Source organism: Pantoea sp. C2G6 (assembly GCF_051336815.1).
Lineage (GTDB): Bacteria > Pseudomonadota > Gammaproteobacteria > Enterobacterales > Enterobacteriaceae > Pantoea.
This window is the reverse complement of sequence record NZ_JBGMNJ010000002.1, coordinates 189,938-215,429: the sequence shown is the minus strand read 5'-3', so window position 1 is coordinate 215,429 and position 25,492 is coordinate 189,938. Positions and strand designations below refer to the sequence as shown.

At 57.6% G+C, this 25,492-nt stretch carries 24 protein-coding genes; 9 read left to right on the top strand and 15 right to left on the bottom strand.

Features of this window, described 5'->3' with window-relative positions; genetic code table 11:
* Positions 1 to 16: 16 nt before the first annotated feature.
* The 6 genes from mglA to ACCW71_RS04435 all read right to left on the bottom strand — a co-directional run bounded on the left by mglA (position 17) and on the right by ACCW71_RS04435 (position 7,229).
* The gene (gene mglA / locus ACCW71_RS04460; RefSeq protein ID WP_436369879.1) at positions 17 to 1,537 is read right to left on the bottom strand and encodes a galactose/methyl galactoside ABC transporter ATP-binding protein MglA; all 1,521 of its coding nucleotides are present in this window, start codon (positions 1,535 to 1,537) and stop codon (positions 17 to 19) included.
* A gap of 68 nt (positions 1,538 to 1,605) precedes the next feature.
* Positions 1,606 to 2,601 (bottom strand): galactose/glucose ABC transporter substrate-binding protein MglB, encoded by a 996-nt coding sequence (gene mglB / locus ACCW71_RS04455; RefSeq protein WP_436369878.1) that lies wholly within the window; start codon positions 2,599 to 2,601, stop codon positions 1,606 to 1,608.
* Positions 2,602 to 2,911: 310 nt separating this feature from the next.
* Positions 2,912 to 3,952, bottom strand: a complete 1,041-nt coding sequence (gene galS, locus ACCW71_RS04450; RefSeq protein ID WP_436369877.1) for an HTH-type transcriptional regulator GalS — start codon at positions 3,950 to 3,952, stop codon at positions 2,912 to 2,914.
* A gap of 147 nt (positions 3,953 to 4,099) precedes the next feature.
* Positions 4,100 to 5,260: a DUF418 domain-containing protein YeiB gene (gene yeiB / locus ACCW71_RS04445; RefSeq protein ID WP_436369876.1), complete on the bottom strand. Its 1,161-nt coding sequence runs from the start codon at positions 5,258 to 5,260 to the stop codon at positions 4,100 to 4,102.
* 50 nt (positions 5,261 to 5,310) lie between these two features.
* Positions 5,311 to 5,976 carry a GTP cyclohydrolase I FolE gene (gene folE / locus ACCW71_RS04440; protein ID WP_436369875.1) on the bottom strand — a complete coding sequence of 222 codons (666 nt, stop codon included), beginning with the start codon at positions 5,974 to 5,976 and terminating at the stop codon, positions 5,311 to 5,313.
* Positions 5,977 to 6,101: 125 nt separating this feature from the next.
* Positions 6,102 to 7,229 carry a YbfB/YjiJ family MFS transporter gene (locus tag ACCW71_RS04435; RefSeq protein ID WP_436369874.1) on the bottom strand — a complete coding sequence of 376 codons (1,128 nt, stop codon included), beginning with the start codon at positions 7,227 to 7,229 and terminating at the stop codon, positions 6,102 to 6,104.
* 117 nt (positions 7,230 to 7,346) lie between these two features.
* On the opposite strand from ACCW71_RS04435, the gene ptrR reads away from it, so the two are divergent.
* The 3 genes from ptrR (at position 7,347) to fghA (ending at position 10,338) form a co-directional block, all read left to right on the top strand.
* Complete coding sequence (gene ptrR / locus ACCW71_RS04430; protein WP_436369873.1) at positions 7,347 to 8,258, top strand: putrescine utilization regulator PtrR; 912 nt, start codon at positions 7,347 to 7,349, stop codon at positions 8,256 to 8,258.
* Between the two features lie 100 nt (positions 8,259 to 8,358).
* Positions 8,359 to 9,483, top strand: a complete 1,125-nt coding sequence (locus tag ACCW71_RS04425) for an S-(hydroxymethyl)glutathione dehydrogenase/class III alcohol dehydrogenase (RefSeq protein WP_436369872.1) — start codon at positions 8,359 to 8,361, stop codon at positions 9,481 to 9,483.
* Between the two features lie 12 nt (positions 9,484 to 9,495).
* Positions 9,496 to 10,338: an S-formylglutathione hydrolase gene (gene fghA, locus ACCW71_RS04420; protein ID WP_436369871.1), complete on the top strand. Its 843-nt coding sequence runs from the start codon at positions 9,496 to 9,498 to the stop codon at positions 10,336 to 10,338.
* Between the two features lie 85 nt (positions 10,339 to 10,423).
* Here fghA and ACCW71_RS04415 read toward each other — a convergent pair whose 3' ends face one another.
* From ACCW71_RS04415 to ACCW71_RS04395, 5 genes are all read right to left on the bottom strand, one after another.
* Positions 10,424 to 11,212: an ABC transporter ATP-binding protein gene (locus ACCW71_RS04415; RefSeq protein ID WP_436369870.1), complete on the bottom strand. Its 789-nt coding sequence runs from the start codon at positions 11,210 to 11,212 to the stop codon at positions 10,424 to 10,426.
* On the bottom strand, positions 11,212 to 12,288 hold the full coding sequence (locus ACCW71_RS04410) for a FecCD family ABC transporter permease (RefSeq protein ID WP_436369869.1): 1,077 nt from the start codon (positions 12,286 to 12,288) through the stop codon (positions 11,212 to 11,214). Before ACCW71_RS04410 ends, ACCW71_RS04415 begins: the two co-directional genes overlap by 1 nt.
* A 211-nt stretch (positions 12,289 to 12,499) precedes the next feature.
* On the bottom strand, positions 12,500 to 13,966 hold the full coding sequence (locus ACCW71_RS04405) for an amino acid permease (RefSeq protein WP_436369868.1): 1,467 nt from the start codon (positions 13,964 to 13,966) through the stop codon (positions 12,500 to 12,502).
* Positions 13,967 to 14,083: 117 nt separating this feature from the next.
* A complete protein-coding gene (gene yieE, locus ACCW71_RS04400; protein ID WP_436369867.1) occupies positions 14,084 to 14,950 on the bottom strand; it encodes a DNA-binding transcriptional regulator YeiE in 867 nt (288 codons plus the stop codon).
* A gap of 18 nt (positions 14,951 to 14,968) precedes the next feature.
* Positions 14,969 to 15,334, bottom strand: coding sequence for a YkvA family protein (locus ACCW71_RS04395; RefSeq protein WP_436369866.1), 366 nt, complete (start codon positions 15,332 to 15,334; stop codon positions 14,969 to 14,971).
* Positions 15,335 to 15,440: 106 nt separating this feature from the next.
* Here ACCW71_RS04395 and ACCW71_RS04390 point away from each other — a divergent pair, with 106 nt between their 5' ends.
* The gene (locus ACCW71_RS04390) at positions 15,441 to 16,496 is read left to right on the top strand and encodes a YeiH family putative sulfate export transporter (protein WP_436369865.1); all 1,056 of its coding nucleotides are present in this window, start codon (positions 15,441 to 15,443) and stop codon (positions 16,494 to 16,496) included.
* 52 nt (positions 16,497 to 16,548) lie between these two features.
* A complete protein-coding gene (gene nfo / locus ACCW71_RS04385) occupies positions 16,549 to 17,394 on the top strand; it encodes a deoxyribonuclease IV (protein WP_436369864.1) in 846 nt (281 codons plus the stop codon).
* 142 nt (positions 17,395 to 17,536) lie between these two features.
* Here nfo and fruA read toward each other — a convergent pair whose 3' ends face one another.
* The 4 genes from fruA to ACCW71_RS04365 form a co-directional block, all read right to left on the bottom strand.
* Positions 17,537 to 19,234 carry a PTS fructose transporter subunit IIBC gene (gene fruA, locus ACCW71_RS04380; RefSeq protein WP_436369863.1) on the bottom strand — a complete coding sequence of 566 codons (1,698 nt, stop codon included), beginning with the start codon at positions 19,232 to 19,234 and terminating at the stop codon, positions 17,537 to 17,539.
* A gap of 16 nt (positions 19,235 to 19,250) precedes the next feature.
* Positions 19,251 to 20,189 (bottom strand): 1-phosphofructokinase, encoded by a 939-nt coding sequence (gene fruK / locus ACCW71_RS04375; RefSeq protein ID WP_436369862.1) that lies wholly within the window; start codon positions 20,187 to 20,189, stop codon positions 19,251 to 19,253.
* Complete coding sequence (gene fruB / locus ACCW71_RS04370) at positions 20,186 to 21,316, bottom strand: fused PTS fructose transporter subunit IIA/HPr protein (protein ID WP_436369861.1); 1,131 nt, start codon at positions 21,314 to 21,316, stop codon at positions 20,186 to 20,188. The genes fruK and fruB overlap by 4 nt, the downstream gene beginning before the upstream one ends.
* Before the next feature lie 271 nt (positions 21,317 to 21,587).
* On the bottom strand, positions 21,588 to 21,842 hold the full coding sequence (locus ACCW71_RS04365; protein WP_436369860.1) for a YkgJ family cysteine cluster protein: 255 nt from the start codon (positions 21,840 to 21,842) through the stop codon (positions 21,588 to 21,590).
* A 164-nt stretch (positions 21,843 to 22,006) separates the two neighbouring features.
* Between ACCW71_RS04365 and yeiP the strand changes: the two genes are divergently transcribed.
* The 4 genes from yeiP (at position 22,007) to mepS (ending at position 25,464) form a co-directional block, all read left to right on the top strand.
* The gene (yeiP, locus tag ACCW71_RS04360) at positions 22,007 to 22,579 is read left to right on the top strand and encodes an elongation factor P-like protein YeiP (protein ID WP_436369859.1); all 573 of its coding nucleotides are present in this window, start codon (positions 22,007 to 22,009) and stop codon (positions 22,577 to 22,579) included.
* Between the two features lie 76 nt (positions 22,580 to 22,655).
* Positions 22,656 to 23,624, top strand: coding sequence for a CobW family GTP-binding protein (locus tag ACCW71_RS04355; protein WP_436369858.1), 969 nt, complete (start codon positions 22,656 to 22,658; stop codon positions 23,622 to 23,624).
* A 44-nt stretch (positions 23,625 to 23,668) separates the two neighbouring features.
* On the top strand, positions 23,669 to 24,376 hold the full coding sequence (locus tag ACCW71_RS04350) for a phosphatase PAP2 family protein (RefSeq protein WP_436369857.1): 708 nt from the start codon (positions 23,669 to 23,671) through the stop codon (positions 24,374 to 24,376).
* Positions 24,377 to 24,888: 512 nt separating this feature from the next.
* Positions 24,889 to 25,464, top strand: coding sequence for a bifunctional murein DD-endopeptidase/murein LD-carboxypeptidase (gene mepS / locus ACCW71_RS04345; RefSeq protein ID WP_436369856.1), 576 nt, complete (start codon positions 24,889 to 24,891; stop codon positions 25,462 to 25,464).
* The last annotated feature ends 28 nt before the right edge of the window (positions 25,465 to 25,492 follow it).

Below are 25,492 nucleotides of genomic sequence, written 5' to 3'. Positions count from 1 at the left end.
AACAGCCCTTGCTTCATTAAAGGTGTAATGACGCTAAACGCAATATTTCGTTCTGCGTGGTCGTTTTGGTATCCACTATGCCTGCTACCAGACCGTTACTCATTACCAGAATACGATCGGTAATGCCTAACAGCTCCGGCATTTCGGAAGAGATAATAATGATGCCCTTTTCTTTTTTCGCCAACTCCGCAATCAGCTGGTAAATTTCGAATTTTGCACCAACGTCAATACCGCGCGTCGGTTCATCAAGCATCAGGATTTCAGGCTGGGTCAATAACCAGCGGCCAATAATCACTTTTTGCTGGTTACCGCCCGAAAGCGAACCAATCTGGGTATGATGGCCAGGTGTTTTAACCCGCATTGAATCGATCACCCACTGGGTATCACTCTTCATGCGTTTATTATCCAGCAGCCCCATACTGTTTTTATATTTTTTGATATTGGAAATAAGCGAGTTAAAACCAATATCCAGAAAAGCATAAATACCGGTCGAGCGACGCTCTTCCGTGACCAGCGCAAAACCGTGGTTAATCGCTTCGTTGGCCGTGTGATTGTTAATCGGTTTGCCATGCAGTTTAATGGTGCCACCCGATTTTTCGCGAATGCCAAACAGCGTTTCAACAATATCGGTACGTTTGGCCCCTACCAGCCCGGCAATGCCCAGAATCTCCCCTTTACGCAGATCAAACGAGATGTCGCGAATCGATGGCTGACGCAAGGATGTCAGGTTGCGCACCTCAAGAATGGTTTCACCCGGCACGTTGGTCCGGTCAGGAAAACGCTGATTCAGTGAACGGCCGACCATCATGGCGATGATCTTGTCCATGTCCAGCCCTTCCAGCGGTTGAGTGGTAATCCACTGCCCGTCACGCAGAATGGTAATCTCATCGCACAGCTGGAAAATCTCTTCCATCTTGTGAGAAATATAAACGATGCCGCAGCCGCGATCTTTCAGCTTACGAATAATGGTAAACAGATGGTTCACCTCTTTCTCGGTTAACGAGGAGGTCGGCTCATCCATAATCACAATTTTCGCGTCATAAGAAAACGCTTTGGCAATTTCAATCATCTGCATCTGCGATACAGAAAGATTGGCCACTTTGTCGCGCGGATCAATATCAATATCCAGCTCGTCAAAAATGGCTTTGGTATCCTGATACATCTTATCCTGATCGACAAAAAAGCCTTTGCGCGGATAGCGCCCCAGCCACATGTTGTCCATCACGGTACGCTGCAAGACCAGGTTTAATTCCTGATGCACCATCGACACGCCATTTTCCAGCGCCTCTTTGGAGCTTTTATAGTCGATCTCTTTACCCTGAAAGAGAATACTGCCGGTATCTTTTTTATAAATACCAAACAGGCATTTTAATAAGGTGGATTTACCGGCACCGTTCTCGCCCATTAATGCATGAACAGAGTGAGGCCGCACTTTTAAATTCACATTATCTAACGCTTTAACGCCGGGAAATGATTTAGAGACATCGGTCATCTCCAGCAGATATTCTCGCTGCGCGGTCGTATTATCACTGGCCATAATTTACCTGGCTAAAAAACGGTGGTGACATAAAAAAGGCGCGACACAGGTCGCGCCCGGAATCGAACTTATTTCTGGAACTGAGAGAGGTTTTCTTTATCAACCGGTACGTAAGGAACGCGGACGATCTTATCAACCATCTTGAAGTTAGTGCCGTCGGTGGCGGCTTTGCCGTTCGCCAGATTGTTAGCAATATCCAGCGTGGCTTTCGCCTGGTTTTCCGCATCGTTCAGCACGGTACCGGCCAGCGCACCCGATTTCACCAGCGCCAGCGCTTCTGGCAGGGCATCGACGCCGAACACCGGAATCGACGTCATGTTGTGCGCTTTCAGCGCTTCAACCGCACCCATCGCCATCGCGTCGTTGTTGGCAATCACCACTTCGATTTTTTTGGCGTTCGGGCCTGATAGCCACGCATCCATCTTATCTTTGGCCTGCGCGGTGTCCCACATCGCCGTATCCATCGCTAACTGCTGGGTTTTCAGGCCATCTTTGTTCAGCGTATCGATCACATATTTGGTACGGGCTTCCGCATCCGGGTGGCCTGGCTCGCCTTTCAGCAGCACAAACTGAATCTCACCATCTTTGTTCAGATCCCAGGCTGGGGTCGCTTTCCAGTGCTTCTCAATCAGCTTGCCCTGAATAATCCCGGACTCTTTAGAATCAGTACCGACATAGTAGGCTTTATCATAACCGGCCAGCACCTTGGCGTTAGGCTCTTTGTTGAAGAACACCACCGGCACGTCGTTGGCACGCGCTTTATCGACCACCACCGCCGCAGCAGCCGGGTCAACCAGGTTAATCGCCAGCGCTTTCACGCCTTTTGCCATCAGCACGTCAATCTGATCGTTCTGTTTAGACTGGTCGTTCTGAGAGTCATTCATCAGTAACTGAACGCCACCGATGGTTTTCGCCTCTTTCTCGATGTCTTTGCGCACCATTGACATGAAGTTGTCATCATATTTGTAAATGGTCACACCGATACGGGTGTCAGCGGCGTGAGCGGTTGCACCAAACATCATGCTGGCAACCAGTGCTGTGAGCGTGAAAACCTTCTTATTCATGGTATCTCCGGTTTTTTTATGCAGGGTCTTTTAGCGCTACCGCGCCACAGAGGCGGGAGAGCAATCGGTAAAACAGAGCGGCGCGTCGGTCAGCGTAATGAGGGTGCTGAACCACGGAACGCCGTCTAAAACCTGACTTCCCTGTGCCAGAATACGTCCATAAACAGGGGGAACCCCCTTTAACCGGCGACTGAGACCACACCTGAATCATTTACAACGGCGTTACATAATGTTTCAGTCCGGTAATACGCTGCCATCATAGAGAGAGCAATGTTAATTAACTGTGAATGTAATCACAGATTGAAAACGGTTACATGGCTGAATCGCCTGAATTAGTGACGGACTCCACATTTTGCCGCTGCGCCACCGAATGACGGCGCACCAGGGTCGGCATAAAGATGTGCGTTGCGGTGTCATCCAGCAGCCCTGCTGCGCCCTGTAACGCCAGCTCAGTCGCGACTTTTGCCATAGAAACAATAGGATAACGAACGGTTGTCAGCTGCGGGTCGGTGTAACGGGAGATTGGGATGTCATCGAAGCCAATGACAGAAAAATGCTGTGGCACCTGAATGCCGTTGTCTTTCAGCGCCGTGAGGGCGCCGGCGGCCATACCGTCGTTGTAGGCAAACACCGCGCTGAGGTTGAGATTGCGGCCCAGCAGCTCCACCATCGCCGCCTCACCGCCCTGCATATCTGGCTCGGCGCTGGCGATCCAGCTCTCCTGCGGCCGGATGCCCTGCTCCGCCATCGCCTGTAACCAGCCTTCGCGGCGCTGCGTCACATCCTCAATCGGGTGGCTGGAGCAGAGATAGCCGATGCGGCTATGCCCCTGTTGTAACAGGGTGCGGGTCGCCATCAATGCGCCGGTGACGTTATCCAGACTGACGCTGCGCTGTTCAAATCCGGGTACGATGCGATTGATCACCACCATGCCGGGCACATGCTGCATAAAGTCCGCCAGCTCCGCGTCCGGCAGGGTTTTCGCATGCACCACCAGCGCGCTACAGCGCTGACGGATCAGCACCTCAATGGCATGACGCTCTTTCTCTTCCTGATGCCAGGAATTGCTGATCAACACATGCTTGTGCACGCGCTGTGCCACGGTATCCACCGCTTTCACCAGCGCTCCGAAGAAGGGATCGGAAACATCCATCACCACCACTCCGATGGTATCGCTGACCTGCGTCGCCAGCGCCTGGGCGTTGGCGTTAGGGCGGTATCCCAGCGCTTCGACCGCCAGCAACACGGCGTCGCGGGTGTCAGAGGTGACGGCGCTGCTCTGGTTAAGTACGCGCGACACGGTCGCCACCGAGACGCCAGCCTGACGAGCAACATCACGAATTGTTATCATGCAGCAGTTCCACAGAGGAAAAATAGGGCATCACGCCGGGATGAATACCGGCGCTATTCTGGCAGGGGTAAAGCGCGTGCAGCGTGAATTACGTCACACCAATGAAAACGGTTACATACAATTCTGTAACCTTTGTGATGGCGGTCATTATCTGGCGCGATCGGCGACCTGCGGTTTACCGGCCGACAGCCGGGTCAGCCGCCGCCACAGCCACTCCAGCGGGCCTTGTGCGAAGAAATGTAACCAGATGAGTGAAAACAGGATATTGATAAGCCAGACCGCAGGCACCATCAGCACCAGTTCCAGCCGGGTGAAGTGCATATAGAAGCCAAACCGGTAAAACAGCGTGGTGCAGATGAGGCTTTGCAGCAGATAGTTGCTGAGCGCCATGCGCCCCACGCAACGGATCGCATAGCTGATGCGCCAGCGCGCAATCTGCGGCCAGTACGCCAGACAGAGCGCGGCGTAGCCCAGGCTGATCAGCGGGCTGGCGAGATCGCGCGGCAGTTGCAGATAAAAGCTGGTCCAGCGGAACTCCCAGTGTAACAGCCACTGCGCGGCCACACCGGCCGCCGCAATCAAGCCGCCCATGGTCAGCAGCAGCATCGCCGCCTGGCGATAGTGTCGCGCCGGAAACTCGCCAGTCAGCCAGCCGCTGCGCAGCAGTGCGCCGCCAATCATCATCAGCCCCGCCAGCTGCCAGCCATACTGCGCCGCCAGCGCCATCAGCCCGGAGGAGAGATGATCCAGCCGGTTCTGCACCGCTTCCCAGCCGCCGGTGAGTTTCCAGTACTGTTCATATTGCAGGTCCGCCGCACCGGGCAGCCAGGAGCGGGTTGGCTCAGGATCGGAGATGGAACCAAACACCAGCAGCACGCCGCAGCCCACCAGGTAGAGCAGAATGCCGGTATGCATCAGACTGCGGGTGGAGGGCACATCCCGCAACACCCGCCACACCACCAGCCCGATAATGCCGTAATCCAGCAGGATGTCCCCTTCCCAGAGAAATACGCCGTGCAGAAAGCCGAACAGCACCAGCAGTGACAGCCGGGCGGTGATCCAGCGACTGCCGCGCGGCAGCTGCAATTGCAGTCCCGCGCCAAACAGCAGCGCGAACAGGGTGAGGAATTTGAGCTGCGCCAGTCCATCGGACAGCGCCCAGGTCCAGGCATCAGCGAGGCTGACGCTGCCCTGCCAGGCGGGATTGAGATAGGCGGCAGCGGGCAGACCGAAACCGACGATATTGAGCAGCAGGATGCCGAGAATGGCACAGCCACGAATGAAATCCAGCGCGTGATAGCGTTGCATGCGACACCCTGCATTGACCGGGCGGGCCGCCGTATGCGCCCGCCATTAACTCAACTATGGCGCACCGCGCGCAGAAATTCCTGCCGGGTATTCTGACTCGACTTGAACAGACCGCCAAGTGAGGTGGTTGTGGTGGCGCTGGTGGCATCTTTCACGCCGCGCGCTTTCACGCAGTAGTGTACCGCATCGATAGAGACCGCCACATTGTTGGTGCCGAGCAGCGTCTGTAACGCCACCAGTACCTGCTGCGTCAGCCGCTCCTGAACCTGCGGGCGCTGGGCGAAGAACTGGACGATACGGTTGATTTTCGACAGGCCAATCACCTTCTCTTTCGGGATATAGGCGACGGTGGCTTTGCCATCAATAATCACAAAATGGTGTTCACAGGTGCTGGTCAGGGTGATGTCACGGACCGTCACCATCTCATCGACCTTCATTTTGTTCTCAATGACGGTAATTTTCGGGAAGTTGCCGTAATCGAGACCGGAAAAGACCTCATCCACATACATCTTGGCGATGCGATGCGGGGTTTCCATCAGGCTGTCATCTTCCAGATCGAGATTCAGCAGCTGCATAATCTCGGTCATGTGCCCGGCAATCAGGCTCTTGCGCGTTTCGTTATCAATATCGCGCGTCGGTGCACGCAACGGCGTTTCCAGGCCACGCGCCAGCAGCGCTTCATGAACCAGGGCAGCTTCCTGACTTAGGGTGCTCATCGTAACTCTTCTCCGGCTGGTATTGCGCCTGCGGTTTTCGCCAGCAGGCCCTGTAATCAGGCGCGTATTGTGAAACTTTCTTTGCGTGGAATCCAGCAATCAATCAGATTGGTGATGAAAGGGTTTCAGGCGGTTCGCCGCCAGACCAGCAGCCCCGCCCACACCAGTGCGGCACCGGCCACCCATAAAGCCGGCTCCAGCCGGTGCAGCAGCGCGGTGGAAAGAAAAGAGAGCAGCGGACCGATTAACTGTCCCAGCGCGTAGCCGGTGGTCAGCAGACCAGCCATATAGCGCAGATGATTGGGTGCCAGCTCACGGGCGCAGAGCAGCGACAGCTGCACCACGCTCAGGAAGCCGCCGCCCACCAGCAGCGCTCCCGCCAGCAGGCCGCTGAAACCTGGCAGCAGCGCCGCGGCGAAAACGCCCAGCGCCTGCGCCCAGAGCACCAGCGCTAAGCGGACGTGGCTGCGTCCCCGGTGCCGGGTCAGGATGCCCAGCGCAATGCCGATCACCGCTGCGCCGCCAAAAATCGGCCAGACAAACTGCGCGAAGGCGCTGGCGGGAAAGCGCGTGGCGGCCATCTGCGACAGGAAGGTGGCGGGCAGAATGTAGCCAAAGCCCGCCAGGCTGTAACTCAGCACCAGCCGCCGCAGGTTACGATCCAGCACCAGCGGTTGCGGCGCCTGATCCGGGCGATGCAGTTCACCACGCCGCGGCAGATTTCGGCTGATCAACGCAATCAGCAGCAGAGCCAGCGCGCCATAGGCGACCCAGGCCTGCGCCGCCGAAAGCTGCAAACCGTGCAGCGCCACCGCCAGCAGGCCGCTGACCAGAATACCGCAGCCCGGTCCGGCAAACACCGCCGCCGACAGACCGGCCCGGCCGCAGCGATGCAGCTGCTCGTTGCTCCAGGCGGCTACCAGCACCATCGCCCAGCCGCTGGCGCAGCCAATCAGAAAGCGGATCGCGCCGTGCAGCCACGGACCGCTGGCCAGCGCCGAGAGCAGCGTCAGGATCACCGCGCCCCATACTCCCGCCTGTAACCGCAGCTCCACCCGCCGGTGCGCCCGCATCGCGTCAAACGAGCCACAGAGATAGCCGAGATAGTTGAGCGCGGCGACCAGACTGGCGCTGGTCAGCGTCAGCTGATGCGCCTGGATCATCAGCGGCACCTGGGGCGTAAAGGCGAAGCGGCCAATGCCCATCGCGACAAATAGGGTTAAAAAAGCGCTGAGCGCCACGCGAAACGCCATGACTGAACTCCTGTTGTGCTGTTCTGCGATCTCTTCTGACTTGCTAACAGCATGCGGGATGTTTAGAATCACGAAAAGTGAATAATATTAACCAAGTTGTTTACAGGAAGAGAAGATATGGATTTAGTTCAGTTGCGTATGTTCTGTTCCGTGGCCGAAACCGGCTCACTGGCGCGCGCGGCAGAGCAGCTGCACCGTGTCCCCTCTAATCTCACCACGCGGCTGCGGCAGCTGGAAGAAGAATTGGGTGTCGATCTGTTTATTCGTGAGAAGCAGCGCATTCGCCTGTCGCCAATGGGCCATAATTTCCTGAATTATGCGCAGCGTATCCTGGCGTTGAGCGAAGAAGCGATGAGCATGACCCGCACCGGTGAACCGGCGGGCAACTTCGCACTCGGTTCAATGGAGAGCACCGCCGCTACCCGACTGCCCGGCCTGCTGGCCGCCTATCACCAGCGTTTTCCCAAAGTGGCGCTGTCGCTGATCACCGGCACCTCGGGCGAAATTATCGATCGGGTGCGTGAAGGCACCTTAGCCGCCGCGCTGGTGGATGGTCCGGTGGCCCATGACGATCTGAATGGCTGCATCGCCTTTCGTGAAGAGATGGTGCTGATCACCGGGCTTGACCATGCGCCGATCATCAGCGCGCGCGACGTCCAGGAAGACACCCTGTTCGCCTTTCGCAACAGCTGCTCCTACCGGGTGAAGCTGGAGACCTGGTATCGCGACAGCCAGACCGCGCCCGACAACGTGATGGAGATTCAGTCCTATCACGCCATGCTGGCCTGCGTGGCGGGCGGTGCGGGAGTGGCGATGATCCCGGCCTCGGTGCTGAAGCAGATGGCGGACCGCTCACGGGTGCAGGCGCATACGCTGCCGCCAGCCTATCGCGACACGGCGACCTGGCTGATGTGGCGACGCGACGCCTTTACGCCCAATGTGGAAGCGCTGAAGTACCTGATTATTGAACAATTTGACGATCGACCGCTCAACGATGAGCTGATCCACCCCTTACAGGCGGCGGAATAGGCGTTCCACGCTATGTTTAAAAGTCTGGCCCACCCGGCCCTGAATCATCACGACCACCCGACGCCACCGTGCGTCACAATCTGACTGGAAGAGGGATTGCATGAATATGATCAAAACCCGTGCCGCTGTTGCCTGGGCTGCTGGCGAACCGCTGAAAATCGAAGAAGTGGATTTAATGCCACCGCAGAAAGGCGAAGTGCTGGTGCGTATCGTCGCGACCGGCGTCTGCCACACTGACGCTTACACCCTGTCCGGTAGCGACCCGGAAGGCGTTTTCCCGGCGATCCTCGGCCATGAAGGTGGCGGCGTGGTGGAAGCCGTGGGCGAAGGCGTCACCAGCGTTGAGGTGGGCGACCATGTTATTCCGCTCTACACCCCGGAGTGTGGCAAATGTAAGTTCTGCCTGTCGGGCAAAACCAACCTCTGCCAGGCGATCCGTACCACCCAGGGTAAAGGACTGATGCCGGACGGCACCACCCGCTTCTTTAAAGATGGCAAGCCGATTTTCCACTACATGGGCACCTCAACCTTCTCCGAATACACCGTGGTGCCGGAGATTTCGCTGGCCAAAATCAGCAAAGAAGCACCGCTGGAAGAGGTCTGTCTGCTGGGCTGCGGCGTCACCACCGGCATGGGCGCGGTAATGAACACCGCCAAAGTGAAGGAAGGCGATACCGTGGCGATTTTCGGTCTCGGCGGCATCGGCCTTTCGGCGGTGATTGGCGCGAAAATGGCGAAAGCGGGCCGCATCATCGCTATCGACATTAACACCAGCAAATTCGATCTGGCGCGCAAGCTGGGTGCCACCGATCTGATTAACCCGAAAGATTACGACAAGCCAATCCAGGACGTGATCGTCGAACTGACCGATGGCGGCGTCGATTTCTCATTTGAGTGTATCGGCAACGTCAACGTAATGCGTTCAGCGCTGGAGTGCTGCCACAAAGGCTGGGGCGAATCGGTGATTATCGGCGTCGCCGGGGCCGGTCAGGAGATCTCGACCCGTCCATTCCAGCTGGTGACCGGTCGCGTCTGGCGCGGTTCCGCGTTCGGCGGCGTCAAAGGCCGTTCGCAGCTGCCGGGCATTGTGCAGGATTATCTCGACGGGAAGTTTGCCCTGAATGATTTCATCACTCACACCATGCCGCTGGAAGAGATTAACGACGCCTTTGATTTGATGCACGAAGGAAAATCGATCCGCTCGGTGGTGCATTTTAACAAGTAATCAGGAGGCGTTATGGCATCCACTCTGGAGCTACTGGAAGAACACCGCATTTTCGGCGGCTGGCAGCAGCGCTGGCGTCATCAGTCAGCGGTGCTGAACTGCCCGATGACCTTCAGCATCTATCTGCCGGCTCCGCACGACGATGCGCCACCGGCGGTGGTCTGGTTTCTGGCCGGGCTGACCTGCAATGATGAGAACTTCACCACCAAAGCGGGCGCGCAGCGCGTCGCGGCGGAGCTGGGTCTGGTGCTGATTATGCCGGATACCAGCCCGCGCGGTGACGGGGTCGCCAATGATGAAGGGTACGATCTCGGTCAGGGCGCGGGATTTTATCTCAATGCGACGCAGCAGCCCTGGGCGAGCCATTTCCGCATGTTCGACTATCTGAGCAGCGAGCTGCCGGCGCTGATTGCCGATAACTTCAAGGTCAGTGAACGTCAGTCGATTATGGGTCACTCGATGGGTGGACACGGCGCGCTGATGCTGGCGCTGCGTCTGGGGAACCGTTTTGCCTCGGCCTCCGCCTTTGCCCCCATCGTTAACCCGATGGACGTTCCCTGGGGTCAGAAAGCGTTTCAGGCTTATCTGGGCGACGATCGTGCGGCCTGGCGCGAATATGACAGCTGTCAGCTGATGGCGGAGGTGTCGCATCGGCTGCCGATGCTGATCGATCAGGGCGACAGCGATCAGTTCCTGGCGGATCAGCTGCAACCGGAGCGGTTAGAGGCGGTGGCGCAGGAGAATGGCTTCCCGCTGACGCTGCGCATTCAGCCGGGTTATGACCATAGCTACTTCTTTATTGCCAGCTTTGTGGAAGATCACCTGCGTTTCCACGCACAGCATCTGCTGGTGTAGTCAATCAGGGCCGCGTTGCGGCCCTGATATTTTTGTCACTGACCGCCACCGGACGCTTTGATTGCGGCCCTGCCCCAGTCATCACTCAGACCAGCGCTGAATCCACCAGCCCGTCAATCATCACCTGCGGAATGCCGCGCGAACAGTGTTCGATACGTCCCTCTACGCCATAGACCTGTGCCAGCGTCGCGGGCGTAATCACCCGATCCGGCTGCCCTTCCGCCACCAGCGTGCCCTGCTTCAGCATTAACGCATGTTGCGCATGACGCAGTGCGATATTGATGTCGTGCACCACCACCACCGTCACGATGTTACGCAGGGCGGTTTCGCGCCGCACCAGGTCCATGACGTGAAACTGATAGTTGAGGTCCAGCGCGCTGAGCGGTTCATCCAGCAGCAGCAATGCCGGACGACGGATCAGCGACTGCGCCAGCCCGACCAGCTGTTTCTGTCCGCCGGAGAGTTGATCGAGGTAGCGCATCGCCAGATGGGCGATGCCAAGCTGCTCCAGCAGGCGCATGATTTCCGCTTCGCTGCTGGCGCTGTGCAGGCCGCCAGAGGCGCGCTGCGCCACGATAATCGACTCCAGCACATGCAGATGCACCCCCGCCGGCAGCGACTGTGGCAGATAGACGACCTGCTTCGCCCGACGGGCAAACGGCAGGCTCATCAGATCTTCACCATTGAGCCACATCTCGCCCTGGCCTTTGTTCAGCCCGGCCAGCGCCCGCAGCAGCGTCGATTTACCGCAGCCGTTCGGTCCGAGCAGCACGGTGATCTCCCCACGCGGCAGCGTCGCCACATTGAGATTCTCAATGACTTTCTGTTTCGGATAACCGGCGCTGAAGCCGCGTAAGGTCAGACCCTGTTGCATCAGACACTCCCCCGATGACGCAGAATAATACTCAGGAAGAACGGCACGCCAATCAGTGAGGTGACAATGCCGACCGGAATGATCACGCCGGGCAGCAGATTTTTCGAGGCGACCGACGCCAGCGACAGCACCAGCGCGCCGACCAGCGCACTGGCGGGCAGGTAGAAGCGGTGATCTTCACCGAACATCATACGGGCGATGTGTGGCGCGACCAGGCCGATAAAACCGATCGGTCCGACAAAAGCCACCGCCAGTGCCGACAGGATGCTGATGCGCAGCAGCGTGGTGAGGCGCAGACGACGCACGTCGATGCCAAAGCTCACCGCGCGGTCTTCGCCCAGCCGCAGCGCCGTCAGTTTCCAGCTGCTCATCATCGAGAACGGCACCAGAATAGCCAGCGCCACGCTCAGCACCCCCAGCTTCTCCCAGGAGGCGCGCGCCAGGCTGCCCATGGTCCAGAACACCAGCCCCTGGAGGGTATCTTCGCTGGCGATAAACTGCATCATCGAAACCAGCGCGTTAAAGGTAAAGACCAGTGCGATGCCGAACAGCACCACGCCCGCTGAGGAGACCTGCGTCCAGCGGGTCACCGCATCCAGCATCAGTGCGGCAAACAGCGCAAACACAAAGGCGTTAGCGGAGATTAACCACTGGTCGGGAATACCGGGAATACCGACGCCGAGGATGATCGCCAGCGCGGCACCAAAGGCGGCGGCGGATGACACACCGAGCGTAAACGGGCTGGCCAGCGGGTTGTTGAGGATGGTCTGCATCTCTGCGCCCGCCAGGCCCAGCGACAGGCCAACCACAATCGCCATCAGCGCGTAGGGCAGACGAATGTCCCAGACGATAACGCGGGTGCCGGCATCGACGCTGTCGGGATTGAGCAGCGTGTTCCACAGCGTATCCAGCGTGAGTCCGGCCGGACCCAGGGTGAAGTCGAGGATCAGCGAGGCGAGGATCGCCAGCAGCAGCACGCCGATCCATACCAGCCGGCGACGCAGCACCTGATGGTAGTTCTGCATGGTGTGCTGAAGCGTCTCTTCCCCCGTCAGCAGCGAAGTTTCAGTCGTCATGTTTTAACCCTGTGTGGCTATCCTTTCAGAAAACGCAGCCACAATAGTGCAGGTGATAATAATTATCAATTCGTTAAATTAAGCGAGACGTGAAAAACCGTAAAAAAGGGTGTGACAGGCGGGAGAGTGGCTCAGGGAGCCTGCGCCTTTCACAAAGACACAAAACCCGCCATTCCTGGCGGGCACCGTGCACAGCAGTTAGCGCGCTGGCTTAATCTTTATGAACCGGGAACTCCATTTCGCTGTACTTCACGAAACGGCTGCCGCGCGTCAGCTTGTAGCCAAACCAGATAATCAGAAACAGCGGAAGACCGATGTAGGTTGCCGCTACGCTGTACCAGTCGATGCTGTCATTGAGAAACGCCTGATAGTTCTGCCCTAAGGTAATAATCAGGCAGAGCACAAAGGCGAAAATCGGTCCCAGCGGAAAGAAGCCGGAACGGTAAGGCAGATCGTTCAGGTCACGTCCCTGGGCGACATAGCCGCGACGGAAGCGGTAGTGGCTGATGGCAATTCCCAGCCAGGCGATAAAGCCGGTCATGCCTGAGGTATTCAGCAGCCAGAGATAGACCTCCTGATTGCCAAATTTTGAGGTCAGGAAGCAGAGCCCGGCGACCACGGTGGTGGCCCACAGCGCGTTACGCGGCACGCCGCCCTTTGAGAGCTTCGCAAAAATACGCGGCGCTTTACCTTCGCAGGCCAGGTTATAGAGCATGCGGGTGGAGGCGTACATGCCGGAGTTACCCGCTGACAGCACGGCCGTCAGGATCACCGCGTTCATCACCGCTGCCGCAGAGAGCAGCCCGGCGTTCTGGAACACCAGGGTAAACGGACTGACGCTGATGTCATTGATGTCGTTATGCAGCAACTTCGGATCGGTATAGGGCAGGATCAGGCTGATAATCAGAATGGCGAAGACGTAGAACAGCAGAATACGCCAGAAAATCTGCCGCACCGCGCGCGGAATGTTTTTTGCCGGATCTTCCGATTCCCCGGCCGCGATACCGATAAGCTCGGTGCCCTGGAAAGAGAATCCCACAATCATCGCCACGCCAATCATCGCGGCAAAGCCGCCGGCAAACGGCGCTTCGCCCACCTGCCAGTTATGCCAGCCCGCGTTTTCCGCGCCGCGCATAATGCCGGTAATCATCAGCACACCGACCACGATAAAGATAATCACGGTGGCGACCTTGATCAGCGAGAACCAGTATTCCGCCTCACCAAAGCCTTTCACTGAGATGTAGTTGAGCAGGAACATCAGACCGAGGAACAGCGCGCTCCAGATCCAGCCAGGGGTATCCGGGAACCAGTAGTTCATCACCAGCTGGGACGCCACCAGGTCGACCGCGATGGTCACCGCCCAGTTGTACCAGTAGTTCCAGCCGAGAGCGAAACCAAAGCCCTCTTCAACATATTTCGCGCCATAGGTGGCGAAGGAACCCGATACCGGCATAAACGCCGCCAGCTCACCGAGGCTGGTCATCAGGAAGTAGACCATCAGGCCGATCAGGATATAGGAGAGCAGTGCCCCGCCCGGTCCCGCCTGGGCAATGGTGGCACCTGAAGCGACAAACAGGCCGGTGCCAATTGAACCGCCAATGGCGATCATCGTCAGATGACGGGCTTTTAACGCACGTCGTAACGCAGGTTGTTGTGTTGTATTTGAGTCATTATGCATGTGTTAACGCTACGCTGGGTAAAAATGAGGCGCGATTGTAGCAGCCAGATCGACGCTGTATAGGGAATGCCACGCTGTTATAAGTTAAGTTCATGATCGCGCCGGAATTATTAGCAATCACTCACGGCAATAGGACAAAAAGCGCGTCAGGGCCTTAGAGATATGCTTCTGTCGGTGATGAATGCGATAGAGGGTACGGGTCAGACGCGGCAGCGGAATCGCCACTTCGGCCAGCGTGCCCGCCTCCAGCAGATCGGCAATCACCCGACGCGAGAGGCAGCTGATGCCCATACCGTGCCGCACCGCATGTTTGATCGCCTCTGAGTTACCCAGCTCCATACCCAGCTGAAAGGTAGGCAGATGGGACAGCAGCAGATAATCGACGATTTCGCGGGTGCCGGAGCCGCGCTCACGCAGGATCCACGGCGCCGCCGCCAGCGTCTCCAGCGTCACCGGCTGTTGCAGGATCGCGGCGTCCGGTGCGGCAAACACCACCAGCTCATCCTCCAGCCAGGGTTCACTGACCAGTTCGGTCATGTGGCACGGACCCTCAATCAGTCCGACATCCACGCGAAAATCGGAGACGGCGTGGATCACATCCAGACTGTTGCCGACGCTCAGCTCCAGCGGCAGGCCGGGAAAATCGCGCCGATAAGCGGCCATCATGCCGGGCAGCAGGTAGTTGCCGATGGTGCTGCTGGCGAAGATGCGGATAGCGCCGTTGTCCTCTTTAAACAGCTGCTCAATTTCGCCCGCCTGCTCCAGCAGCCCCACCGCGCGGGGATAGAGCAGTCGTCCATGCTCATTCAGCACCAGCCGTTTTCCGACCCGATCAAACAGCTGTACCCCCAGCTGGCTCTCCAGATCGGCCAGCGCCGCGCTGACCGCCGACTGCGACAGCGACAGCTGCTGTGAAGCCTGAGTGGTCGATCCGCTCTTTAATACTTCCGTAAAAACTTCTATCTGACGCAGGGTAATGTGCATCGCGGTTCCTTAATTGCGTTACTGCCGGAGGAGGTAGATCACCAGCGCCAGCCAGATCAGCCCAACCAGCACCACCCAGCCCGCTATCTTTTTACCGCGCGCCCGCTGAGAGTGCGCCCGCTCGCTGCTGCTGATGCGCACCTCGCGCGGCAGCAGCCGCAACAGCAGCATCACGCCAGTGGGAATGATCACCGCGTCATCCAGCAGGCCGACAAACGGGATCACATCGGGAATCAGGTCGATCGGGCTGATGCCGTAGGCGACCAGGCCCAGCATGGCGAGCTTGTTCCACCACGGCGTGCGCGGGTCGCGAAACGCGAACCCCAGTACCAGCACATCTCTTTTGATCAGCGTCGCCCAGCGGCGCAGTCGCGAAAAAATCATTGTGGCTGCCTTATCGTTTATTCTGGTTAATTATAAATATATTATCAATTTCACTTTTAAGCCAGTGCGCGCCATGATCGGTTCTCAGAGAAAAGGAGTGACCATTATGGCCGAACTGAGCATCACTAAACATCATCATCCCGTTGCGCTCTGGGTCCCCGGTCTGCTGCTGACCGCCCTGCTTGCCGCCGCCGCCAGCTGGCTGGCCCAGCAACCGGCGATTGCCGGACTGGGGCTGGGTTCGCTGACCCTGGCGATTATGCTGGGCATTCTGGTCGGCAATAGCGTCTATACGCCGCTGGCGTCGCGCTGTGACAGTGGCGTACTGCTGGCTAAACAGAAGCTGCTGCGGCTGGGAATTATCCTGTTTGGCTTTCGCATTACGCTGCAACAGATCGCGGACGTCGGTTTCAGCGGCATCCTGATTGACGCGCTGACGCTGAGCAGCACCTTCTTTATTACCTGTCTGCTGGGGATCCGGCTGCTGAAGCTGGATCGCGATACCGTCTGGCTGATTGGCGCGGGCAGCAGCATCTGCGGGGCCGCCGCTGTGCTGGCGACCGAGCCGGTAGTGAAAGCCGCGCCGTCGAAAGTCGCGGTGGCGATCGCCACCGTGGTGCTGTTCGGCACGCTGGCGATATTTATCTATCCCCTGCTCTGGCCGCTGGCGCATCACCTGTTGCCACAGCTCAGTGAAGCGCAGTTTGGTATTTTTACCGGCTCTACCGTGCACGAGGTGGCGCAGGTGGTGGCCGCCGGACACAGCATCAGCCCGGACGCCGAGAACAGCGCGGTGATCGCCAAGATGCTGCGGGTAATGATGCTGGCCCCGTTCCTGCTCTGCCTCAGCGCCCTGTTACGCGGTCAGCGCAGCGGCAGCCAGGCGCGGCAGCCCGTGACCTTTCCGTGGTTCGCCCTGCTGTTTATTGCGGTCGCGCTGTTTAACTCGCTGCAACTGATGCTAGCGGTGGTGGTCAGCGGGCTGAATCAGCTGGCCGGTTTGCTGCTGGCGATGGCGATGGCGGCACTGGGGTTAACCACCCGCTTCGGGGCGCTGCGTGAGGCGGGAATAAAACCGCTGCTGCTGGGGGCGCTGGTGTTCAGCTGGCTGATCGCGGGCGGCGGTGCCATCAATCTGCTGGTGCAACATTTCATGGGCTGACGGCATCGGGTATCATGCCCGTTCATCCGTGCACAGCCCCCAGGAGAATGGCATGAAATATATCGGCGCACACGTCAGTGCGGCAGGCGGCGTGGATCAGGCAGTGATCCGCGCCCATGAGTTAGAAGCCACCGCCTTCGCCCTGTTTACTAAAAATCAGCGCCAGTGGAAGGCTGCCCCGCTCTCCACTGAGGTGATTGACGCTTTTCGCGCCGCCTGTGAAACCTATAACTTCGGCCCGCAGCAGATCCTGCCGCACGACAGTTTTCTGATTAACCTCGGTCATCCGGTGGCGGACGCGCTGGAGAAGTCCCGCGCCGCTTTTATTGACGAACTGCATCGCGCCGATCAGCTCGGTCTGACGCTGCTGAATTTCCATCCGGGCAGCCATCTGCATCAGATTGATGAGCCGGCGTGCCTGGCGCGGATTGCGGAGTCAATTAACATCGCCCTCGACCAGAGCCAGAACGTCACCGCGGTGATTGAGAATACCGCAGGCCAGGGCAGCAACCTCGGTTTCCGCTTTGAACATCTCGCCACCATTATTGAGCAGGTTGAAGATAAGTCGCGCGTCGGCGTCTGCATTGATACCTGCCATGCCTTTGCTGGCGGTTACGATCTGCGTACCGAAGCGGACTGCGAAGCGACCTTCGCAGAGTTTGAACGTACGGTCGGCTTTAACTATCTGCGCGGTATGCACCTGAATGACGCCAAAAGCGCTTTCGATAGCCGCGTTGACCGTCATCACAGCCTGGGTGAAGGGAATATCGGTAAGACGGTGTTCAGCTGGCTGATGAAAGATCCGCGATTCGATGGCATTCCGTTGATTCTGGAAACCATCAATCCCGACATCTGGAAGGATGAGATCGCCTGGCTGAAAGCTGAGCAGCAGGGATAACAAAGGGAGCCGGTTGGCTCCCTTTTCTTTTTGGCAACCGTGTTGCTGATAAGGTACGGGCTCAGGGAGCCTGATTGCCGCCTGAAAAAGCCATCAGGGAGCCCGCAGGCTCCCTGATTTTCTTACTTCTTACTTCAGCAAATCAGGCTTTCGCCAGCTGCTCTTCAGGACGTTTCAGTACCGCATAGCTCAGACCGGCAATCGCTGTACCCACCACAATCGCCATCAGATAGCCGATAACCGGGGTAATCGCGCCAGGGATCAGCAGCACAAACAGACCACCGTGCGGTGCCATCAGTTTCGCGCCAATTGCCATCGAGATAGCGCCGGTGGTTGCGCCACCGATGATGCAGCAGGGCAGAACACGCATCGGGTCACGCGCCGCAAACGGAATCGCACCTTCAGAGATAAAGCAAAGACCCAGTACCAGTGCCGCTTTGCCGCCTTCCTGCTGACCTTTGTTGAATTTACGACGGGCAACCAGCGTCGCCAGACCCATCGCCAGCGGTGGCACCATACCGGCCGCCATGATCGCGGCCATCGGCGCATAGGTCTGCGAACTCAGTAAGCCAACACCAAAGGCGTATGCCACTTTGTTCACCGGACCACCCATATCGGTACACATCATGCCGCCCAGAATCGCACCCAGCAGCACCGCATTGGCGGTACCCATGTTAGCCAGCCAGTGCGTCAGGCCGCTCATGATACCGGCAACCGGTTTACCCACCACGTAGATCATCAGCAGACCGGTGATCAGGCTGGCGAACAGCGGAATAATCAGTATCGGTTTCAGCGCTTCCATACTCTGCGGCAGTTTAACCTTGCCGCTGATCAGCTTCGCCGCATAACCGGCGATGAAGCCCGCGATAATCCCGCCTAAGAAGCCGGCGTTGATGCTGGTGGCGATCATGCCGCCAATCAGGCCTGGCGTCAGACCCGGACGGTCAGCAATCGAGAAGGCGATAAAGCCCGCCAGCACCGGCACCATCAGGGCGAAGGCGCTGCCACCACCGATCTGCATCAGCGCAGCGGCCAGCGTACCCGGTTCTTTAAACGCCGTGATACCAAAGGCGAACGACAGCGCGATGCTCAGACCACCCGCCACCACCATCGGCAGCATGTAGGAGACGCCGGTCAGCAGGTGACGATAGGCGCCTGCGCTCTCTTTCTTCTCATCCTGGCTGTCACTGCTTTGCCCGGAAGTTGTGCCTTTATAAGGCTTCGCTTCGGCGACCGCTTTATCCAGCTCCTGCGCGGTTTTCTTCAGCGCCAGGCCGGTTGAAGTGCGGTACATCGGCTTACCGGCAAACTTCGCCAGATCAACTTCAATATCTGCGGCGACGATCACCAGATCGGCGGCGGCCACCTCTTCCGGGGTGATGGCGTTACCGGCACCCACTGAACCGCGGGTTTCGACCTTCACCCACCAGCCGCGACGGGTCGCTTCAGCCTGAATCGCCTCGGCGGCCATAAAGGTGTGCGCCACGCCGGTCGGACAGGCGGTAACAGCGACAACCCGTTTCTGCGCGCCAGCCTGCGCCGGTGGTGCCGCCGGTGTTGCCACCGCCGCCGCCTGCCAGGGTTTGGCTTCCGCTTTAGCCCGGTTCAGGAAATTTTCTGGCTGATGCAGCGCCAGCTGGGTATCGCCCAGCCAGACCGCTTTGCCGTTCAGTGCCGCATCGTCCGGCACCTTTTTGCCCAGCACAATCGCCAGTTCAGCGTCCGCCGGATTCTCAGTCAGGGTCAGACCCGCAGCGGCTGCGGCAGCAGCCAGACGCTGTTGCGCCATGTAAGCGGAAGCCAGTCCCAGTGTAGGGTCTTTTATCAGCAGCGTTTTCATTATCGCTCTCCTGCTGTCAGTTAACGGGTTGTAAGTCGACGCGCGCCATCATTGCGGCCAACTGGGTACGATCGGAAACGCCAACGTTACTCTGGCTGACGGCCATCGCCGCCACGGCAGTCGCAAGACGCAGCGTGTGTTCGCTGGATTCACGCATCAACAGGCCATAGATCAGGCCGCCGACCATAGAGTCTCCGGCTCCCACGGTGCTGACCACTTCGCACACCGGGGGTTTGGCAATCCATTCGCCTGAGGCGTTGACCCACAACGCCCCTTCTGCGCCCAGCGAGATCACGACATGGGCGATGCCCTGTTCGCGCAGCTCGTGTGCAGCACCAATCACGTCCTGTAACGTGGGCAGTTTGCGACCGGCCCAGATTTCCAGTTCACGGCGGTTAGGTTTAACCAGCCACGGCGCGGCTTTCAGACCCGCCACCAGCGCCTCACGGCTGCTGTCAAAAATGATGCATGGGCAGTGGGTGCGCAGTTCGGTCATCCAGCGGGTAAAGGCGTCGTGATCCACACCCTCTGGCAGGCTGCCGCTGACGCAGACCATATCGAACTGGCCCAGCCAGGTCAGGGAGTCGCTGGTGAAGCGGTCCCACTCCTGCGGCGTCACCTGAAAACCGGAGAAGTTCAGGTCGGTGACATCACCGGTCTGCTCGGTGAGTTTGACGTTAATACGGGTACGGCCTGGCACCACCTGAAAACGATTCGCAATGCCCAGTTCGCTGAACAGCTGCTGAAAGCCGTCCTGGTTCTCTTTGCCAAGGAAACCGCCGACGGTGACATCAATGCCGAGATCTTTCAGCACTTTGGCGACGTTAATGCCCTTGCCCGCCGCGTGCAGCCCGGTGGTTTTCACCAGGTTGACTTCACCCCGTTCGATTTCCGGGGTATATCCCACCAGGTCATACGCCGGGTTCAGCGTAATGGTGGCGACACGTCTGCTCATGCTGCCCCCTCACCTAAACCGCTGGTGATTGCTTCTTCAATGGCGTTCAGCGCCTGCTGCGCATCGTCACCGCTGGCGGTAAAGCGCAGGCGATGGCCTTTTTTCACACCCAGCGCGACCACTTTCATCAGGCTGCGGCCATTGGCAGGTTTACCGCTGCCGTCGAGATTGGTCACGGTGATGTCGCTGTTGAACTGCTTGATCACGCTGACCAGCGCCGTGCCCGGACGGGCATGCAGGCCATGTTCGTTGCGGATGGTGAATTCCGCGGTCAGAGTTTCCGCCTGCTCATCCACTTCGCTGGTCAGCAGCGCATAAACACCGGCGGCATCGGCCTTCAGCAGGCGATCCGCTTTGCCCTGTTGCAGCAGTGCGCTGAGATAGCCCAGCACTTCCAGCGGACGTTCATCGGTTGCCGCCACGCTGATTAACAGCGCCGCCGCTTCACCCTGATGATCAAACGGATGTTCGGCACGGCTGACGGCCACGCCGCTGCGCAGATTGCCGAGGCTACTGTCGCTGAGCCAGATACCCTGGCCGAGATTCAGCGGCGTGTTAGAGACCACATCGGCCACATAACTCGCGTCTACCACGCCCGCCGATTGCAGACGACCGGCGTTCATTGCCTGTAAGGTGATCAGGTCGCTGGCGGCCACATTCAGGGTGATTAATGAGGTATCGAAGCTGAATTCAGCGGCTTGTTTCTCGCCCATCAGCAGCGCACGAAGATCTTCAGCAGAGGCGGTTTTCAGCTGCTCAGCGATCGAATCATCGCTCAGCACATGGGTCAGCTGACGCAGCAGCGCCAGATGCTCATCCGATTTCGCGGCAATCCCGATAGCCACGTAGGCAGTCTGATCGTCGCCCCAGGCGATGCCCTGCGGGAACTGGAATACCTGAACGCCGGTTTTCAGCACCATGTCGCGGGTGTCGGTGGTGCCGTGCGGGATGGCGATGCCGTTACCAAGAAAAGTGGAGGTCTGCTGCTCACGCGCCAGCATGCCGTTGACATAGCCTTCCGTCACGTTGCCCGCGGCGGTTAACGCGGCGGCTACCTGACGAATGGCCTCTTCTTTATTCTGGGCGCTGGCTCCGGTATGGATGGCCTGCAATTCGAGCTGGAACATAATTCTCCTCGCTTGCTGAGATTGAATCGTTTCAGCCAGTGGGGAAATTATTACGCCACACTGTTGAAGAGAGGTGGCGCAGTCACCGCTGAAACGTTTCAAGGATTGTGGTACAGCGCGTTTCAGCAGGCAAGAGAATGCGCAAACGGCGTAGCAGATTTTTGACGTTACGCACATTTCGTGCTGGTTTTCCGCGCCAGGCTGACAGCGTGCTGACACTGTTGCTGTAAGGCAGCTTCAGGCTGGCAAAAATTTCAGCCGCGTCAGCGCGTCAGGGCGCGGTGTCAGCTTCAAGCTGTAACAGATAGGTCATCGCCTGCTGGCGCGACTCGCCGCACATGCTCCGCGCCGGTTGCAGACCGGCACAGACCGCGGGACGCAAAGGGGAACCAAACAGCTTACAGCGCAGCTGATCGTCAAGCTGAACGCAGGGCGTGTTGGCGGGCTTGCCCTCAGGCATGCCGGGGATCGGTGAAGAGATGGAGGGCGCCGTACAACAGGCACCGCATTGGCTACGGCATTGCATCGTGCGCTCCGGCAGAAAAAGTCGCGGCGACAATAACAGCCAGGCCGCGCAATTGCTATGTCTGGCGCTCGCTGGCGCAAAATTTCGCACCCGCCATATTGCCAGTTTTCCCCGGCGCGGGTAACGTTGCGCGCACTTCACTCTCAGAGATAGCGAGAACAGCAATGCCAAAAGCCAATGAGATCAAAAAAGGGATGGCCGTTACCCATAACGGCAAACTGCTGCTGGTTAAAGATATTGATGTCCAGAGCCCCAGCGCGCGCGGTGCCGCCACCCTGTATAAAATGCGCTTTACCGATGTCCGCACCGGTTTGAAGGTTGAAGAGCGCTTTAAGGGCGACGAGATTATCGATGCCATTCAGCTCAGCCGCCGCAGCGTCACCTTCTCCTATATAGATGGTGATGAGTATATCTTTATGGATGACGAAGATTACACGCCCTACACCTTCAAGCAGGAGCAGATAGAAGAAGAGCTGCTGTTTATCCCTGAAGGTGGCATTCCGGGCATTCACGTGCTGACGATGGATGGCCAGCTGCTGGCGCTGGAGCTGCCACAGACCGTGGATATGGAGATTGTCGATACCTCACCGGGCATTAAAGGGGCCTCCGCCAGCGCCCGGACGAAACCGGCCGGAATGAGTACGGGCCTCTCTATTCAGGTGCCGGAGTACCTGAGCAATGGCGATCGCATCCGTATCCATATTGCCGAACGTCGCTACATGGGCCGTGCTGACTAACCTGACACGCTGCTCGCGGTGATGTTGGTGTTATAATATAACAAAACACTGACACTCTCTCACAGGAGCCAGATTTATGACGCGGGTTAATCTGATCACCGGTTTTTTAGGCAGCGGTAAAACTACGCTGTTATGTCATCTGCTGGCGGCCAGGCCAGCGGATGAAAAATGGGCGGTGCTGGTGAACGAATTTGGCGAGATCGGGATCGACGGCGCGCTACTGGCCGATCGCGGTGCCACCTTAAAGGAGATCCCCGGCGGCTGCCTCTGCTGTGTCAATGGCCTGCCGATGCAGGTCGGGCTGAACATGCTGCTGAAAAGCCAGCCCGATCGGCTGCTGATTGAGCCAACCGGCCTCGGGCATCCGCGTCAGGTATTACAGATGCTGACGGCGCCGGTCTATCAGAGCTGGCTGCAACTGAATGCGACACTGACGCTGCTGGATGCGCGCCAGCTGGCTGATGAACGCATCCTCGCCAATGAAAACTTCCGCGATCAGCTGGCCGCCGCCGACATTATTATTGCCAACAAGCGCGATGGCTGGAGTGAGCAGGATCATCAGCGGCTGGCGCAGTGGCAACAGCAGAGTTCAGACGGGCGACCGCTGATTACCACTGAATATGGCAATATCCCGCTGTCGCTGCTTGATACCCCACATCAGCCTCGTGAACTTCCGACGCCACAGCATCATCACGCTGCCCAGCCAGCCAGCGGCGTAGCGACCCTGCGACTGGCGGGTGAGGCACGCTGGCGGCGCGCGCTGAATCATGGTCAGGGCTACAGCGCCTGTGGCTGGCTGTTTGATAGCGACACCCTGTTCGACCAGACGGCACTGCTGGCGTGGGCGCGCCAGGCGGAGGTTGATCGCATCAAAGGGGTGATGAACACCGCGGAAGGCACATTGCGTATTAACGGCCAGGGAAAAGAGGTGCAGAGTGAGCGCCAGACCCTCCCATCTTCTGATAGCCGCATCGAGATCATTCATTCTCAGCAGGCTGACTGGAATAGACTACAATCGGCACTGTTGAAGTGCCGTTTACGTTAATACGGTTATTGTCTGCGGTTATTTTTTTAAAAATGAGTTTTATTATGCGCGCAACCCGCCTTGTCACTATCCTGCTGCTTAATGCACTGGGCGTCGTCCTTTTTCTTTCATGGTACCTGCCCCCCGAACATGGTTTCTGGTTCGGCATCGATAAATCGGTTTTCTTCGGTTTCAATAATCAGATGGTCGCTCATCCGCTGTTCGCGCTGATCGTGGCTATCACTAACTTTCGTGGCTTTGATGCCGTCTCCCTGCTGGCGATGGGCCTGCTCTATCTGTCGATCTGGCGGCAGGAAACGCCACAGGCGCGGCGGCGGATGCTGGCGATCGGCATTACCATGCTGTTCACCGCTGTCATCCTTAACCAGCTCGGCCATCTGTTGCCGGTGAAGCATTCCAGCCCGACGCTCTTCTTTGAAAATGTGCATCGCGTCAGTGAGCTAACCGGTATTCCGGCGAAAGATGCGTCGAAAGACAGTTTTCCCGGCGACCACGGCATGATGCTGATCATCTTCGCCTGCTTTATCTGGCGCTATTTTGGTTTCCGCCGTTTTTTAATTGCCGCGGCGATTGTGGTTATTTTCTCGCTGCCACGGGTGATGGCGGGCGCTCACTGGTTTACCGATATTGCGGTCGGTTCACTCTCAGTAATATTAGTGGGACTGAGCTGGTGGTTATTAACCCCGGCCAGCGACCTGTTGGTAAACTGGTTTTATCGCAAATTACCGGGCAAATATAAGCCCGTGAGGTAAATGTTAAGCGCGGAGGATTTAATGGCGATATTCTGAACCCTCCGCGCTTATTAAAAACCCCTTCTGATTATTAGCCTGCTAACCAGATTCACGTAAAAGAAAAGGTTATGACCCAGCTCACTGGTTAAATAGCCGCCGCCTCCCCTGTCTATGCTGAAAATTCCCAAACTTCAGGCTATGCGCCGAATTAGCGCCCCTTTACACGCCTGTTCTCTCCATCATTTGAGCATAATTGTTTCTAAAGTAGTCAGTGTGTTAAGGTTTGATTTCACATCAAAAAAACCTATAAGAATTTGATCAAAAGCACTCGCAACGGCGTCTGTAATCAGTTAACCTCAGTCGCAGTGAGGCAACAGCAGCAGAAAATTCGTTTTTTTTACCGTTAAAATGTGTCCATTAACACATTTTAGTAATTAAGGAATTGTCTTAGTCTGTTTCGCTTATTAATCTCCCTGTTTTGTCATCTGGCTGGCGACATCTTGTCGTAAGGACATCGAAGGAAAACCCGAATAATGGTCAAGTCTCAACCAATACTGAGATATATTTTGCGCATCGTGCCCGCACTGGCGCTGGCAACACTCCTCTCAGCTTGTAGCAGTACCCATGGTAGTCAAAACGCCAATAACGAGAATCATGAAGTTAACAACCACAATGGTTTTTTACTTCAGGCGTCTCAGGATGAGTTTGAAGAAATGGTGCGTAACGTCGACGTTAAGTCGCGCATCATGGAACAATACGCCGTCTGGAAAGGTGTGCGCTATCGCCTGGGTGGCGATACCAAACGCGGTATCGATTGTTCCGCTTTTGTACAACGCACCTTCCGCGATCAGTTTGGCTTAGAATTACCGCGTTCAACCTCTGAGCAGCAGGACACCGGCAAAGAGATTACCCGCAATAAACTGCGTCCCGGCGACCTGGTGCTGTTCCGCGCAGGCTCTACCGGCCGTCATGTCGGTATCTATCTCGGCAACGACAATTTCGTTCATGCCTCCACCAGCAGTGGGGTGATGATCTCCAGTCTGAACGACGATTACTGGAAAAAGCGTTACCGTGAAGGACGACGTGTTTTGAGTCGTAACCCAACCTGATCGCCGTCCTGGATCTCCTTCTCAGCCA